Source organism: Desulfatibacillum alkenivorans DSM 16219 (assembly GCF_900142135.1).
In the GTDB taxonomy this organism is placed as follows: Bacteria; Desulfobacterota; Desulfobacteria; order Desulfobacterales; family Desulfatibacillaceae; genus Desulfatibacillum; species Desulfatibacillum alkenivorans.
This window is the reverse complement of the sequence record NZ_FQZU01000004.1, coordinates 178,087-193,108: the sequence shown is the minus strand read 5'-3', so window position 1 is coordinate 193,108 and position 15,022 is coordinate 178,087. Positions and strand designations below refer to the sequence as shown.

Annotated in this window: 9 protein-coding genes; 6 read left to right on the top strand and 3 right to left on the bottom strand. The window is 55.2% G+C overall.

Annotation, left to right across the window (positions count from 1 at the left end):
- Positions 1 to 8 precede the first annotated feature (8 nt).
- Complete coding sequence (locus tag BUE18_RS05565) at positions 9 to 2,717, bottom strand: tetratricopeptide repeat protein (RefSeq protein WP_073473749.1); 2,709 nt, start codon at positions 2,715 to 2,717, stop codon at positions 9 to 11.
- Positions 2,718 to 3,003: 286 nt separating this feature from the next.
- Here BUE18_RS05565 and BUE18_RS05560 point away from each other — a divergent pair, with 286 nt between their 5' ends.
- From BUE18_RS05560 to BUE18_RS05550, 3 genes are all read left to right on the top strand, one after another.
- Complete coding sequence (locus BUE18_RS05560; protein WP_073473748.1) at positions 3,004 to 3,930, top strand: radical SAM protein; 927 nt, start codon at positions 3,004 to 3,006, stop codon at positions 3,928 to 3,930.
- Between the two features lie 47 nt (positions 3,931 to 3,977).
- Positions 3,978 to 5,447 carry a D-glycero-beta-D-manno-heptose-7-phosphate kinase gene (rfaE1, locus tag BUE18_RS05555; protein WP_073473746.1) on the top strand — a complete coding sequence of 490 codons (1,470 nt, stop codon included), beginning with the start codon at positions 3,978 to 3,980 and terminating at the stop codon, positions 5,445 to 5,447.
- Positions 5,448 to 5,554: 107 nt separating this feature from the next.
- Positions 5,555 to 5,926 carry a nuclear transport factor 2 family protein gene (locus BUE18_RS05550; protein ID WP_073473744.1) on the top strand — a complete coding sequence of 124 codons (372 nt, stop codon included), beginning with the start codon at positions 5,555 to 5,557 and terminating at the stop codon, positions 5,924 to 5,926.
- Here the strand turns inward: BUE18_RS05550 and BUE18_RS05545 are convergent.
- Positions 5,923 to 6,093: a helix-turn-helix domain-containing protein gene (locus tag BUE18_RS05545; protein WP_083610794.1), complete on the bottom strand. Its 171-nt coding sequence runs from the start codon at positions 6,091 to 6,093 to the stop codon at positions 5,923 to 5,925. The genes BUE18_RS05550 and BUE18_RS05545 overlap by 4 nt on opposite strands.
- 563 nt (positions 6,094 to 6,656) lie before the next feature.
- Between BUE18_RS05545 and BUE18_RS05535 the strand changes: the two genes are divergently transcribed.
- From BUE18_RS05535 to BUE18_RS05525, 3 genes are all read left to right on the top strand, one after another.
- Positions 6,657 to 8,459, top strand: a complete 1,803-nt coding sequence (locus BUE18_RS05535; RefSeq protein ID WP_139264622.1) for a hypothetical protein — start codon at positions 6,657 to 6,659, stop codon at positions 8,457 to 8,459.
- 254 nt (positions 8,460 to 8,713) lie between these two features.
- The gene (locus BUE18_RS05530) at positions 8,714 to 10,870 is read left to right on the top strand and encodes a thioredoxin domain-containing protein (RefSeq protein ID WP_083610793.1); all 2,157 of its coding nucleotides are present in this window, start codon (positions 8,714 to 8,716) and stop codon (positions 10,868 to 10,870) included.
- A 295-nt stretch (positions 10,871 to 11,165) separates the two neighbouring features.
- The gene (locus tag BUE18_RS05525; protein ID WP_073473739.1) at positions 11,166 to 12,620 is read left to right on the top strand and encodes a PP2C family protein-serine/threonine phosphatase; all 1,455 of its coding nucleotides are present in this window, start codon (positions 11,166 to 11,168) and stop codon (positions 12,618 to 12,620) included.
- Positions 12,621 to 12,636: 16 nt separating this feature from the next.
- Here BUE18_RS05525 and BUE18_RS05520 read toward each other — a convergent pair whose 3' ends face one another.
- Positions 12,637 to 14,982: a PAS domain-containing hybrid sensor histidine kinase/response regulator gene (locus BUE18_RS05520; RefSeq protein ID WP_170868277.1), complete on the bottom strand. Its 2,346-nt coding sequence runs from the start codon at positions 14,980 to 14,982 to the stop codon at positions 12,637 to 12,639.
- Positions 14,983 to 15,022 lie beyond the last annotated feature (40 nt).

Genomic DNA, 15,022 nt, shown 5'->3' with positions numbered 1-15,022 from the left:
TCATTCGGTCAGTCCATGTTTTCCAGCATTTTCCGGGCTTGTTCAGTCACCTCGGTGTCCGGATCGATCCGGCAGGCCCATTCCAGGGCCTTTTTGGCGTCCTCATCTTGTCCTTCGGCCAAAAGCGCACGGCCGTAGTAAAGATGATAAACGGGAATATGCCGTCTCATGTCCACGGCCGCTGCATAATGGGTCAGAGCCTTTTCGGGCTTTTCCTCCCATTCCGCAATGGCGCCCAGCACAAATTGATAATCCGCGTCATGGCGCAGGCCTCCGGCCTCCACATGCTCCAGGGTTTCCTTGGCCTTCTCCGGCTGCCCGAGAAGGATATAACCATAGGCCGCCTTCAGGCGGCCGGAATGGGCGGCCGGGCCGGCCTTTATCATCCCTTCCAGAGCAGCGACCATATTGGGGATGTCGTTTGCGAACTCGTATAAATCCGCCAATTTAGCCCAGGTTCTGTACCGGGAAGGGTCCGTTTGGGTCCATTGTTTGTAAAGATCCGCAATGATCCGGCGCTGCCGGGGATCGCTTTTATGCAAAAAGGACAAATAGGCCATGCCGACCATCCTGGGCAAGCCCGGATCTTTCAGGTCCGCTTCGAATTGCGCGGCGGATTTATCCAAAAATGCTTTGATTTCAGGCTTGTCAAAATACGCCATATAGGTTTTCAGCTCGTCGAAGCCTTTTTCCAGCCTGATCCGGCTCTTGAGATTTTCGCTCCGGTCGGCCCACAACGAGGCCGCCAGGTAAGCCATGTAGAAGGGAATGGGGGAGTCCCATTTCTCCGCGGAGGCCATGGCCCATTCAATGGCGTTTACCGGATCTCCGGCTTTGGTGAACTGGAGGCTTATAAGGGCTGCTATCCGGGCCTTGCTTTGGGCAATCAACTCCGCTTTTGGCAAGCCTGCGGCTTCCGCGGCAATGGACAAGTATTGCTCGGGGATCACCACGGCCATAAACGGGCTGATGATTTGGTTCACGGGGGCTTCCCAAACCTCGGGCGCCATTTCCCAATAGGCCTCGCGGCGGATTCTTTCCCGGCGCATCCTGCTTTTGCCCCGGCCTTCATCCTCCAGGCCCAGCACTTCGCCGGCTTCGTCCCGGTTGTTTTTCATCTGCCGGTTGCTGATGGAGGAAAAATTATAGGTCAGGGCCAGGTTCCGGCCTTTATCAAACCCGTACATGAGGTAAAAAAGCTGGTAGCCCTCCATAAAAACCGGGATGCCCTTGTCCAAAAGCCTTTGGGCCGTTGGCAGGTCCGAGGGCAGAACCAGGGTTTTGTAGCCCAGGTTGGCGGCTGCGTCGTCCAGATGCACAAATGACAGCAAGGGCCGGAGGTTGATCAGGTCTTCGGTCTCTGACATGGCCCTCAAGCGGGTTTTTATCTGGGATTCGGGTACGTCCTCCCCTTCCCAATACCGGATGGCCGCAAGCAGGCTCATCCAGTTGGCGGTCAGATAATTGGCGTCGTCCACAACCGGTATGTTCAGCCACTCGCCGGGATTGCGTTTGGACGGGTCATAGTTTTCCTGAACGGATTTCGCCTGGGATACGATCCAGTACCAGCGGTTTTGGCCTTCAAAATTCTCGGCAATGCGGCGGTTGTATTCTTCGGCTTTTTCAAACTCGCCCTGATGGTACAAATAGGCGACGTATTTCTCGGCCAGATACGGCCAGCGCGCATGATCGGGATAGCGCGCAAGAAGCGTCTTCAGCTTGTCAAAGGCGTAATCCCGCTCAGCCTGGTCCGGCGAGGCCGCCAGGTACATGATTCTCCCCTGATAGTCCATCCATTGTGAGTTTGACGTCATCCAATAGGGGAAGGAGCAAATAAAAACCAGGGGGACGACCAGGGCTCTGAGGCCGAAATCGCGGATTCTGCCGGGAGCGCCGAACAGCAAAGGTATAAGGATAAACCCCATGAACTCGATATAGCTTCCCATGGTCAGGACGAATTGCTTATCCTTGCCGCCCCAGGGAGGAATCACCGAATTGTAAACGGAGTCCATGTCCAGGGCTTCGCCGCCTCCGGTCAAATAATAGCCCTGCAGCTTGAACAGCAGCAGCAGCCCAATCCAGGCGATCAGGGTTCCGCCCAGATAGCAGACAATGTCCCGGACTTTAAATCCTTTGGGGTTCCCCGCCCACCAAGCGCCGACGAAAACACCGCCGGCAATGCCCGCAAAAGCGCCCTTGAAAAAATCCCACAACACGATTTCGCGGTTCAGGGAGTCCCACAGAGAAAGCATGGCAATGCGGTTTTCTATGGCCTGGGGAATGCTGATAAGCGCCGCAATGCAAAATCCCAGCAAGCCTCCGATCAGCACGGGCGCAAGCCATTTTACCGGCGGCAGGTTTTTGTAACGCGGCGGCGCAGGGCCTATAAAAACGTATTGATAGCGCCAGGCGGCTACAGTCCACGCCAAATCCAGGAAGACGGCGCCCAGGGATATGACCCACCAGGAGCACAGAAGGTTTAAGCTGGCGTATCGAACGCCTGCAAAAACCAGCAGGTTGGCGGCCAGGGCGATCAGGCTCCGCTTTTTTTCGTTCCGAGCCCACAAGGCCCAGCAAACCATTAGCCAGACAAAAAAGCCGCCCAGCCCAAAGCCCAGAAGCAAAATAACGTACCAGGGCCACGGCCCCGGTAAAGTCCGCTCTGCTTCCTGCGGCTGGGGGGCGGCTGCATCATTGATTTCGTTATTGACCATCATGTTTACAACAATACAATATATATACTAAAAAGTCAGGCAAAAAACCGGGATGAGGCTTATACTTCCCGGCCTGGGGCGCATATTAAACGCATGGGGCGCCCTGCGGCATCATTTTTTGGAAAATTGTCCGGGCGCCGGTCCACGGCATTGCCGCTCCGGCGCTGCTATGACTTGCAATTTTTCGTCTGATTTCGTAATACCCGGATGTAAATGGGGAGGGGCTCCTTTTCGGTCAGACCATAGGCTGACGTTTGCAATATCAACTTTCAGGGCTAAAAGCAAACCCATGAATAGAAACAATGCGTTAAATCCTTGCCGGGTGTGCCCCCGGAACTGCGGCGTGGACCGCGCCGGCGGCGAGACCGGCTTTTGCGGCCTGGACCATCGGCTGCACATCAGTTGGGCGGGCCTGCATCAGGGCGAGGAGCCCATGTTCTCCGGCCCGGGCGGGACGGCCAACTTCTTTTTTACCTCCTGCAACCTGGCCTGCGTGTATTGCCAGAACTGGCAGATCAGCCAGCAAGGGCTTGCGGATTCGGTTTGCACGCCGGAGGAGTTCGCCCAAAAGGCCCTGGAGCTGGAAGCCGCAGGCGCGGGCTTTTTAGGGTTGGTCAGCCCGTCCCATCAGGTTCCCCAGGTGCGGGAGGCCCTTGTTTACGCCAAAAAAGCGGGCGTAAGCCTTCCCGTGCTGTACAACAGCTCCGCCTACGACAGCATGGAAATGCTTAAGTCCCTGGACGGCCTTGTGGACGTGTATCTGCCGGACCTGAAATATTCCAACAACGCCCTGGCCGAAAAATACTCCCAGGCGCCGGGATACGTGGAAGCGGCCCGGGAGGCCGTCCTGGAAATGCATCGTCAGACCGGCGATATGGACATCGACCCTGGCACGGGCATGGCCAGGCGGGGCGTGTGGGTGAGGCTGCTGGTTTTGCCCGGCGGCGTTTCCGGCTTGTGGGAGTCCTTGTGCTTTTTGGCTTTGGAGGTTTCCACCGGGATCGGCCTGTCCATCATGTCCCAATATTCGCCTCTGCACCGGGCCTCCGAGTTTCCTGAAATCAACCGGACCATTACCCAAGAGGAATACGATCAGGCCGTGGGCATGGCCGAGGATCTGGGATTTAAGCTGATTCTCACCCAGGACCCGGAGGAGTCCCCGGAAAACGCCGTGCCCGACTTTACGGACGAAAATAAGCCCTTTGCATCCTTTTAACGCCAAAGGCTTTGCCTAAGGCCGCGCCTTCATGCTAAGGAAAATCCATGGAAGCCGAAAATTTTCATAGCTTTGACGTGTCCCTGTTCTCGTCCTGCCGGGTGCTTGTGGTGGGCGACATGATGATCGACGAATATTTGTGGGGCGAGGTCAGCCGCATTTCTCCGGAAGCCCCGGTGCAGGTGGTGGAGGTTAAAAAAACCACTTCCACCCTGGGCGGCGCCGGCAACGTGGTGAACAACCTCACGGCTTTGGGCGCCAAGGTGTCCGTGGCAGGGGTTATGGGCGGCGGCAAAGCCGGGGATTTGCTGAACGGCAAGCTGACCTCCCTGGGCGTCAATACGGATGGCCTGTTGGTGGATCAGGGCCGTGCAACCACGCGCAAAACCCGTGTGATCGGCGCCAACCAGCAAATGCTGCGCATCGACAGGGAGTCCAAACAGGAGATTTCGGAAGAACAGGTGCAGGCCATAGTTTGTTTCGCCCAAACCCAGATTCCCCAATGCGATTTGGTGATCGCCTCGGATTACGGCAAAGGCGTGCTCACCCGTCCGCTTTTAAGGGAGTTGGCGAAAATCTGCAAAACCGCCGGAAAAGCCCTGATCGTCGATCCCAAGGGCATGGATTATTCCAAATACAAGGGCGCAACCTGCATTACCCCCAATAAAAGGGAAGCCTCCCAGGCTTCGGGCGTGGAAATCACGGACCAGGCCAGCCTGGAACGGGCGGCGGCCAAACTCCTGGAAACCGCCGGCGCGGAAAAAATTCTCATCACCCTGGGCAAGGAAGGCATGGCCCTGTTCTCTCCGGGCGAGGAGCCCTTCCGGGTGCACGCCCAGGCCAGGCAAGTGTTTGATGTGTCCGGCGCCGGGGATACGGTCATCTCCGTGCTGGGCCTGAGCCTTGCCGCGGGGGCGTCGTACAAGACCGCGGCCGCCCTGGCCAACGCGGCCGCCGGCATTGTGGTGGCCAAGGTGGGTACGGCCACCGTGGATCAGGCGGAGTTGAAAGCCCAGTTGCAGGACCAGCCCATCGCCTACCAGGCCAAGCTCAAGCCCCTGCAGGAGCTTCAAGGCGTCTTGGAAAACCTGCGCCGCCAGGGCAAGAAGATCGTTCTCACCAACGGATGCTTCGACCTTTTGCACGAGGGGCACATCAATCTTCTGGAGCAATCCCGCAAGCTGGGCGACGTGCTTGTTGTGGCCGTGGACGACGACGAGTCCGTCCGCATGGTCAAAGGGCAGGGCCGCCCCATCATCCGGGAGCGCGAAAGGGTGAAAATCATCAGCGCCATGACCGGCGTGGATTTTGTCACCGTCTTTTCCACGAACCAATTGAACGAACTTATCCGGGCCGTTCGGCCCGACATCCTCACCAAAGGCGGAAATTACAAGCCGGACCAGGTGCTGGGCCACGAACTGGTGGAGGAGCTGGGCGGCCGGGTGGCGCTGATCCCCGACGCCTCGGACGTTTCGTCCACCCGCATCATTCAGGATATCCGCAACGGCAGGGGATAAAAAAAAAGAGGCAACGCCTTCGCAGGCGCCCACAGGCAACCACTCGGCCGAGCCTCTGTTTTCAATGTATTTCAACAATGACTTCTTGTCAAAAGGTGGAGGCAAAAATGACCGACAACGCACAAGACCTGGAAATGATCAAGGAAACCGTTCAGAACTATTTTGACGGCATGTATTACGGAGACGTAGCCAGGCTGGAGAAAGCCTTTCACGCCGAGGCTTTTTTGTTCGGCCATTTCCACGGCAAGTTCTCGCACATGCCCGCCTCGGGCTTTTTCAAAATGGTCGCTTCCGCGCCGTCCCTTGAATCCAAGGGAGAGCCCTTTGACATGGAAATCCTGAGCATCGACGTTACCGGCCAGGCGGCTGCGGTCAAGGTCCGCGACGTGTATATGAAAATGCAATTTTTCGATTACCTGAGCCTGGCCAAGGTGGACGGCGAATGGAAAATCGTCAACAAGACCTATCATCATGATTAAAGAAAGGATTTGGGGCTTTTGCCGGTCCATCGTTTAAAGGCCCGGTTGAATGCGCTTTGCTCGGAAAATCCCAATAAGTAGGCAATGTCGCACAGGGTCATTTCCCCTTTCTGCAAGTATTGCAGGGCCGTTTCCCTGCGCACGTAATCCAGGATTTCCCGATACAAGGCGCGGCGAACCTTTCCTCATAGGGTCCGCAATCCTCAGGCCCGGGGTGTTTAAACCGCACCTCCCGCAGCCGAATTCTCTCCTGCCCCAAAAACGACCGGTTCACGGACCAGGATTTGCACGACAAAATGCTCGTCTCCCTGGATTTTCTGGCGGACGCTCTCTCCCATTATTGCGAGACCGGAACCATGCTTGCGCATAAGCATAAATAGGCGGCGTCTTTGAATGCGGCCCATGAAAGCACAGCCTTCCCGGGCGGATTCGAAACCCGCCCGAGAAAAGCCGCCGCAACGCAGGGCTGCCCGCCATCAAACAAAGGGCGGATTTTATAAATTGCCATATAATATTTAGAATATAATGACCTTTTAAAATAATTAATCTTGAGTTTTTTACATTTTTATCCAATTTCCATGGCTTTTATTGCGCGCTTTATCGGCGCTTTTTTTCCACGCCAACCCCATCCTTAATGTTTTTTTTGACATGATATGGACAGCTTGCCATAATTGAACCACCGGATCAAAACATAGCCTGAGCAAACGCCCAGGCCTGCAGGGAGGGACTAATGACTATGACAAAGCGCTCCATGGGCATTGTTGTTCTTTTTTTGCTCCTGGCCCAAGCGGTTTTCGCGGATGATAGCCGCATCGCCGGCAAAGCCGTAATTCCCGGGGCTCCCGGAGTTGTGAACGGCGACGTAAACGGCGACTCCATCATCAATCTGACGGATGTTCTTTACAACATGCGCACCCTGACGAGAATATCCAACCAAGCGGCGGATTTCGGGGACCTGGACGACGCCTCCACCAATTTTCCCACCACCCTTGGGACGCAAAACGCAGCAGCCGGACGCACCGGTCCGTATCACAGAAACGTATCCCACGAATGGATCGGCTCCGGTCCCTCTTCCACCACAGACACGGAGTTGGACGCCAAAACCATTGACTTGGACTTTGACGACGCGGATTTTGACATTTATCCCATATCCTCCAACAGCCAGCCCACCGGAGTCGGGGTCATCAGGATTCCTATAGGCACGGACAGCGATACAGCCGTCCGCTACCTGAACGTGGCCGCGGACTTGAACAATGACGGCCGGTTCCAATCGTACGGAACCCTGCCCAACAGGCAGCACGAATGGATTGTGGTCAACTTGCCCATCCAACACCAGGGCGGGCAACGGGACATCAGCACGTCTTTCGCCCTGACCGACCCCAACGCCCTCATCGCTTTTCCATGCATTCGCATCACCCTGACCACGGAAATGATCGACCCGGCCTTGTTTGGGGATAACGGATGGGACGGATCCGGACCGGCAGGCGGGTTCGCCCGGGGCGAGACGGAAGACTGGTGTTTCGGCCCCCAAGGCGAGACCGTCACGACTACGTATGACTGGCCCCTGGCATACGGAATACAGCCGCCCGTCTGGGAGGTTCCCCCGCTTCAATGGCCGGAGCCCGAGCCCCCCATCTACGACCCGCCGGACAACCCCGTCCCTCCGGGTTTCGCGCCGCCGGGAGGTAAAATCCAGGACGGAGGCGGAAACCATCCCGTCACTCAGGCGCCAGGCCCCATGGCCGAACCGGCGGGCTTTCAAAAAGCCTTCAAAAAACAGGCCCATATCCCCGAAATGATCGGAACCAAGCAAGAGGGCGATTATGACTGCGCCCCCACCTGCGGCTCCAACTCCGTAACCTATCTCCTGGAAAAAGCCCGGCTCATCGGGGATATCCAGGAGGCCGCCTATTCCGAAAACCCTGAAACAGCCGCCAGGATTGCTGATTCCATTTTTGAAGGCATCCCGGAATGGCCGAATCATGCCGAAGAATTTGTGCGGGAAAAACTCAAACAAGCCATGAAAGACGGCGGCATGATGGACGCCGCCAACAATAAGGGCACCACCCCGGATGGATTCCTTGTTGGAAAAAAAGCCGCCTCCAACGCCTTGAAAGCGGCCGCCGGGATTGGCCTTACCACCAAAGGCCGCGAAAACGCCTGTTTCAATAATATATTTCAGGCCGTCTCCAAAGGGCGGGATGTGGAGGTCGTCCTCACCTTTAAACCCGAAAGCACCCCGCCGGAAGGCCACATGGTCATCGTTACGGGAGCAACCATGGATCACAACGGAAACCTGACCCTGACCTTTGTCGATCCCCTGCACAGGGAAAAAGGCGAACAAACCTATACGGTGGGTAACGGCGCTGAAAAAGGCTCCGACACTGCGGTCAACAAAAGCGGCCTTGAAGTGAAAAACTATCCGGGCTCAGGCGGAAAAAGAGCCGTCATCACACACCTTTTTGAAGAATACTTGACGGATTCCACGGAAAGCGGCGGCGGTGGCGGAGTGATTGGCGGTATAAGCAAATAAACGCAAAAAGCCCGGCATGGCTGCATCATGCCGGGCTTTCCGCCATTACCCGCCCGGACTCCCATTTATCGGCCCATTTCAAAATAACTCCCCGCCCGGGTTGCGTGCCGATTTTTTAAAATCCATTCTCCCGCGCTTGCCATATCTAATATTGATTATTATTTTCAATCAACGCAACTGAACACAGGGGGCTTTGCGGCTTCTTTTTAATCAGGCCTTGAACACCCATTGGGAAAGGGGGAACAGGACGTACTATGGACAGCCAGGCAAGACGCACCCATGCATATTTTCCCACGCCGGAGGAAATAAAAATCCTGCCTCCGGACGGCGGCGCTAATTTCAACCGTCTAATTTTTGAAAAAAGCCCGTATCTGCTGCAGCACGCGGCCAATCCGGTGGATTGGCGGCCCTGGGGGGACGAGGCTTTTGAGCAGGCCAGAAAAGAGGACAAGCCGGTTTTTCTGTCCATCGGATATTCCACGTGCCACTGGTGCCATGTAATGGAGCGGGAGTCTTTTGAGGATCCCGAGGCGGCCGCGCTTTTAAACAAGCATTTTGTCTGCATCAAGGTGGACCGGGAGGAGCGGCCGGACATTGACCATGTGTATATGAGCGTCACCCAGGCCATGACCGGCGCCGGGGGCTGGCCCATGAGCGTTTTTCTGACTCCCGACAAAGAGCCTTTTTACGCAGGCACGTATTTTCCCAAGGAAGACCACATGGGGCGGCCGGGGCTCATGCGCCTCTCGTCACTTTTGGGGGAGCTTTGGAAAAACGAGCGTTCCAAGGCTTTAAACGCCGCTCAGCAGGTTGTGCAGGCCCTATCCCAGGCCCAGCCGAAAAAGGGCCGGGAGGAATTGGGGCCCCACACCTTGGGCAAGGCTTTCGCCGGGTTGAAAGCCTCCTACGATATTCAACGGGGCGGTTTCGGCCGGGGCAATAAGTTCCCCACCCCGCATAATTTAACCTTTTTGCTGCGCTACTGGAAACGCACCGGCGATGCTGAGGCTTTGGCCATGGTGGAGAAAACCCTTAGGGCCATGCGCATGGGCGGCATATACGACCACGTGGGCTTCGGCATTCACCGTTACGCCACGGATCCTGACTGGCTTTTGCCTCATTTTGAAAAAATGCTGTACGACCAGGCATTGACCGCCAACGCCCTGCTGGAGGCTTATCAGGCCACGGGCAAGGAGGAGTACGCAGCCAACGCCCGGGAGATTTTCACCTATGTGCTCCGGGACATGACCTCCCCGGAAGGGGGATTTTACAGCGCTGAGGATGCGGACAGCGAAGGCGAGGAAGGCAAGTTTTACGTCTGGACCACGGAGGAAATTAATAAGATCCTGGGCAAAGAGGACGGCGCCCTGTTTATCTCGGCCTACAACCTGGTCAAGGGCGGCAACTTCTTTGATCAGGCCACCGGTCAAAAGACGGGCGACAGCATTCCCCACCTTCGAAAGGACCTGGCCCAACTGGCCCGGGACATGGGCATGGAAAAGGCGGAGTTGGAATCGCGCCTGGAAAAAATCCGGACGGCCCTTTTTGCGGAGCGGAAAAAACGCATTCATCCTTACAAGGACGACAAGATCCTCACGGACTGGAACGGGCTCATGATCGCCGCCCTGGCCAAAGGGGGGCGCGTCCTGGGGGATGACAAATACACCCTGGCCGCGGTACGGGCCGCCAACTTTATTTTGGACGCGCTCCAGGACGGCCAGGGGCATTTGCAAAAACGCTTCCGGGAAGGAGAGGCCGCCCTGCCCGGCCTGCTGGATGATTACGCCTTTATGGTCTGGGGCTTGCTGGAATTGTACGAATCCACCTTTGGCGTCAAATGGCTGAAAAAGGCCGTCACTTTAAACGAAACCATGCTGGATTTATTCTGGGACCGGGATCACGGCGGCTTGTTCATGAGCCCGGTTTACGGCGAAAAGCTGTTCATGCGCGGCAAGGACCTGTACGACGGCGCCCAGCCCTCGGGAAACTCCGCGGCGGCCGTCAATCTTTTGCGTCTGGCCGGGATTACAGCCAATGAGGAATGCCGGGAAAAGGCCGAAGCCATCCTGCAAGCCTTTTCCGGGCAAATCGAGGCCCAGCCGTACGTTTACACTCATTTGCTGGGGGCGTTGGATTTTATTGTCGGCCCGGCCTTGGAAATCGTCATATGCGGTGATCAGGGCGCCAGGGACTCCACGGTCATGCTGGACGGCGTGAATCAGCGATTCGTGCCAAACAAGGTGCTGGTGTTTCGGCCCAATACCGAGGATTGCAAGGAGCTTGACGAGCTTGCGCCGTATACCCGGGAGCAGGCCTGCGTGGAAGGCAAAGCCACGGCTTATGTGTGCCAGGGCTATACCTGTCAACGGCCCACCACCGACCCGGAGGCGCTTTTTCGCATTTTGTCGTGATGACATGAGCAAGGCGCTCGTGCCATAATGGCGGAAAACGGATTGGCCGCCGACATAAGGAAGGCGAATATGCCGGATTTCAGGGGCGTTAACGCATCTCTGGTGCAATGATCAAACGCACCAAATCACGTCGTTTGAGATACGTATCGCGTCCCAACGAAATCCCAGGTGGAATTACTCGAATAGAATCACCTTGGCTTCAAACTCACTTGGGGAGCCTGTTATGCGCATCGCACTGCTATATGTAATATTCACTGTCATCCTGACCCTATACGGGGGAAAGGTCTGACCGTTCATGGAAAACCTGCCCCCCGTGAAATTGGGGGCGGCCATAATGTTCTTTTTTGCGGCGGCTTTGATTCCCCGCTGGTTTCTGGAAAAGCGATGGGTGGAAAAAAGCCCCATGTCCCAGTCCGGCCGGCAGATGGCGATGGACCTTGTTCTGGTGCTGATCTTCGGGCTTATGGGGGCCATCTACGCCCATTTATTTTTGGGATTTCCCCGATCCAGCGCGGGTTTGCTTTATATTGGATTCTCTTTGGCCGGCTTTTTCATCGCCGTGGACATGGCCTTGCACCGGGAGCGCAAAGTCCTGACGGCCGCCCTGGACGCCAACAACTACTTGCCTCCGAAAAAATTCTATTCGGTGACCAGAAAATTCGCTCTTGTGGCCATTTCCTCCGCTCTCCTGACCACCTTCGTGATCTATCTGGTGGTGCTAAACGACATTGACTGGCTCGCTTCGGCCGGACAGGATGCGCAAAGCATCGCCATGGCCCAGGAGTCCGTGGGCAAGGACATCCTGTTCATCATGCTGATTTTCATGGCCCTGGCCGTCAACATGATCTGGTCGTACTCCCGAAACCTGAAACTGCTGTTTGAAAACGAAACCAATGTGCTGGAAAGCGTCAGCAAGGGGGATTTGACCCGCAGGGTTCCCGTGGCCACCAACGACGAGTTCGGCGTGATCGCAGGCCACACCAACATCATGATTCAAGGGCTCAGCCACAGGCAAAAGCTCCTGGGCGAACTCGCCCTGGCCGAGGAAGTGCAGCAAAACCTCCTGCCCCGGGCGGCGCCTACTATGCCCGGCCTGGACCTTGCCGGAACCAGCCGCTACAGCAGCCAGACCGGCGGGGATTATTTTGATTTTATCACCCTTCCGGACGAAAAAATCGGCCTGTTGATCGCCGACGCCTCCGGCCACGGCGTGGGCTCCGCCCTGCACATGGCCACGGCCCGGTCCATATTCCGCACCCTGGTCTTGCGGGAAAACCGCCCGGCGAAAATCGTCACGGCCATGAACAAGCAGCTTACCCAGGACACCTGGGAAACCGGCCGGTTCATGACCTTTTCCTACACGGTTGTGGACCTGGATAAACGCGCCCTGACCTGGGTGCGGGCCGGACACGACCCGGCCTTTTTGTACGATCCTGAAACCGATGCGTTTGAGTATTTGGACGGACGCGGCGTGGCCCTGGGGCTGCATCCCGACTGGGAGTATGAGGAATACTGCATGGAAGGCTTTACGCCCGGCAAGGTCCTGGTCATCGCCACGGACGGCATTTGGGAATCCGCCAACGCCCAGGAGGAGATGTTCGGGAAAAAAGCCATGGAAAAGGTCATCCGCAAGCATGCGAAAAACAGCGCGTCCAACATCATGGAAGCCATCCTGGACGAGGCCCAGGCCTTCCGCGCCGGCCGCGACATGGAAGACGACATGACCATCATCGTGGCCAAGACGGTGTAGAAAGCGTCATTCCCCTTCAAGTTTTCTGGTCCAGAGCCTCCCTGACTTTTATGGCGACTTCATGTTTGGAAAAGGGTTTGTTGATGAAATTGATGCCTTCGTCAAGCACCCCGTGATGGGCGATCACATTGGCCGTATACCCGGACATAAACAGGCATTTCATACCGGGGTATGACTCTGTAAGGCGCTCCGCCAAGTCCCTGCCGCTCATTTCCGGCATAACCACATCAGTCATCAGCAGGTGGATGCGCCCGGAAAACGATTCAGCAAGTTGAATAGCCTCTTTGGGTCCGGCGGCGGCGAGCACCTGATATCCAAGGCGTTCGAGCATCATTTGCGTTACTCTTAAAAAGGCTTCTTCATCCTCCACGACCAACACGGTCTCCGCCCCCCCTGCTATAGGGGCCTTCTCGGCCCGTTCCCGGTGTTGCATGGATGCCTCGATGTACCTTGGAAAATACAACTTAAAACAGGTCCCTTCCCCCGGCTCGCTATAGATATTTAAAAAGCCGTTGTTCTGTTTGACGATCCCGTAAACGGTCGCCAATCCCAGACCTGTTCCCTGGCCAATTTTCTTTGTGGTAAAAAAAGGTTCAAACAACTTGTCCATGTTTTCCTTCTTTATACCGCAGCCATTATCGCTTACCGCTATCATTACATACTCGCCTGACTTAAACCCTTCATGGTCCCGGCAATACTCCTCTTCAAAGATCATATTATTGGTTTCAATGGTAATTTTCCCATGGCGTTCAATGGCGTCTTTGGCGTTTACGCACAAATTGGCTAAAATCTGATCAACCTGAGAAGGGTCTATCATAACCTTCCACAGCCTGACTTTAGGCCTCCAGGCAAGATCAATATCTTCCCCGATCAGGCGGGACAGCATCTTAAGCATGCTCTCAATGGTTTCATTCAGGTCCAGCATCTTAGGGGAGATGGTTTGCCTTCGGGCGAAAGCCAGAAGCTGCCGGGTGAGATCCGCCGACCGTTTAGCCGCTTTCCGGATTTCCTGAAGATTGGCGGCAATGGGAGCATTTTGATCCAGGTCTTCCAGGGCCATTTCGGAATAACCGGATATGATGCTCAGCATATTGTTAAAATCGTGAGCAACGCCGCCCGCCAGCCTTCCAATGGATTCCATTTTCTGGGCTTGCTGCACCTGCGCCTCCAGTTTGCGTTTATCGGTGACATCCTGCACAGTGGAGATCATCAGGTTCTGATCAAAAATGGGTATGTTCTTAGCAAAAACAATACGCTTCTGATTTGTCTTCGTCGTTATTTCAAGGTCTTCCCATGCCATTCTCTTGGGGTCGCCGGAAGCCATGTCCTCCATGATGCGCAGTTGCAGGGCCTCCCGCTCTACAGGGTCGGGAAAAACTTTTTCAAAAAAGTCTTGAATATTGGGAAACTCTTCTTTCCTCCAGCCGTATATCTCTTCAAACTTCCGGTTCAGATAGGTTACTTCTCCGCTGTCAACATAGTTCACCCCCAATCCAATGGGCAGGTAGTCCAGAATCATTTCGATGAATTTATTTCGTTTTAAAAGCTCCTGCTGAATATCAGCCTGCGCCATTTCAGAGGCTTTGTAGCTGGTGATGTCCCTCGCGACGGCATAGGTTTTCCCTATCTCCGGAATGGGATGCGACACCCAGCTTAACCAGCGATAGGTTCCGTCCTTGCACCTGTACCGGTTTTCAAAATTGAAAACCTTTTTGCCGAGTTTTAATGACGATTCCACGACAGAGAGTGTTTTTTCAACATCATCCGGATGAATAAAATCCATGAATGATTCATTTAAAAGTTCTTCTTCCGAAAAGCCCAGGGTTTCGGTGAAAGCAGGGTTTACCTTTAAAAACGCAGTGGTGTTTATATCGGCAATGCATACCATATCAATGGACAAGGCGAAAAGTTGGGCGTACTCAGCTTCCTTTTCCTTCCATTCCGTAATATCCGAATATGCTCCAAGCATTCCTTTTAGTTCGCCTTCTTCATTGAACAAAGGAACCTTGCTTGTCAAAAGCGTTTTAACGGCTCCATCCGGACCTGTTTGCGGCTCTTCAATAAGCAATTTGGGTTTGCCGCTTTGAATGACCTCCTGATCGTCGCCGCGATATAGCTCCGCCTGCCTTTTCCAGACCATTTGGTAGTCATCTTTGCCAATCATATCCTTGGGGTCGTCAAAACCGGCGTCCTTGGCAAAAAGTGTATTGCAGCCCAGATACCGCAAATCCTTATCTTTCCAAAAAATTCTTACCGGCGCCGCGTCAAGGATGGTGTTGATAATTTGCCTTGAGTCCTGCAAATCCTTCTCTAAACGGCGCACTCTCGCTTCGAGTTCTTCATAGGTTGGCTTCGGGGGCATAGGCATCCTTGTTTTTGGCATTCCGGAAGAAGAATGGGAG

Bases quoted from the DNA above. Each gene is read 5' to 3' on its own strand.
- BUE18_RS05565 (WP_073473749.1), bottom strand. From the start codon at position 2,717: ATGATGGTCAATAACGAAATCAATGATGCAGCCGCCCCCCAGCCGCAG.
- BUE18_RS05560 (WP_073473748.1), top strand. From the start codon at position 3,004: ATGAATAGAAACAATGCGTTAAATCCTTGCCGGGTGTGCCCCCGGAAC.
- rfaE1 (WP_073473746.1), top strand. From the start codon at position 3,978: ATGGAAGCCGAAAATTTTCATAGCTTTGACGTGTCCCTGTTCTCGTCC.
- BUE18_RS05550 (WP_073473744.1), top strand. From the start codon at position 5,555: ATGACCGACAACGCACAAGACCTGGAAATGATCAAGGAAACCGTTCAG.
- BUE18_RS05535 (WP_139264622.1), top strand. From the start codon at position 6,657: ATGACTATGACAAAGCGCTCCATGGGCATTGTTGTTCTTTTTTTGCTC.
- BUE18_RS05530 (WP_083610793.1), top strand. From the start codon at position 8,714: ATGGACAGCCAGGCAAGACGCACCCATGCATATTTTCCCACGCCGGAG.
- BUE18_RS05525 (WP_073473739.1), top strand. From the start codon at position 11,166: ATGGAAAACCTGCCCCCCGTGAAATTGGGGGCGGCCATAATGTTCTTT.
- BUE18_RS05520 (WP_170868277.1), bottom strand. From the start codon at position 14,982: ATGCCCCCGAAGCCAACCTATGAAGAACTCGAAGCGAGAGTGCGCCGT.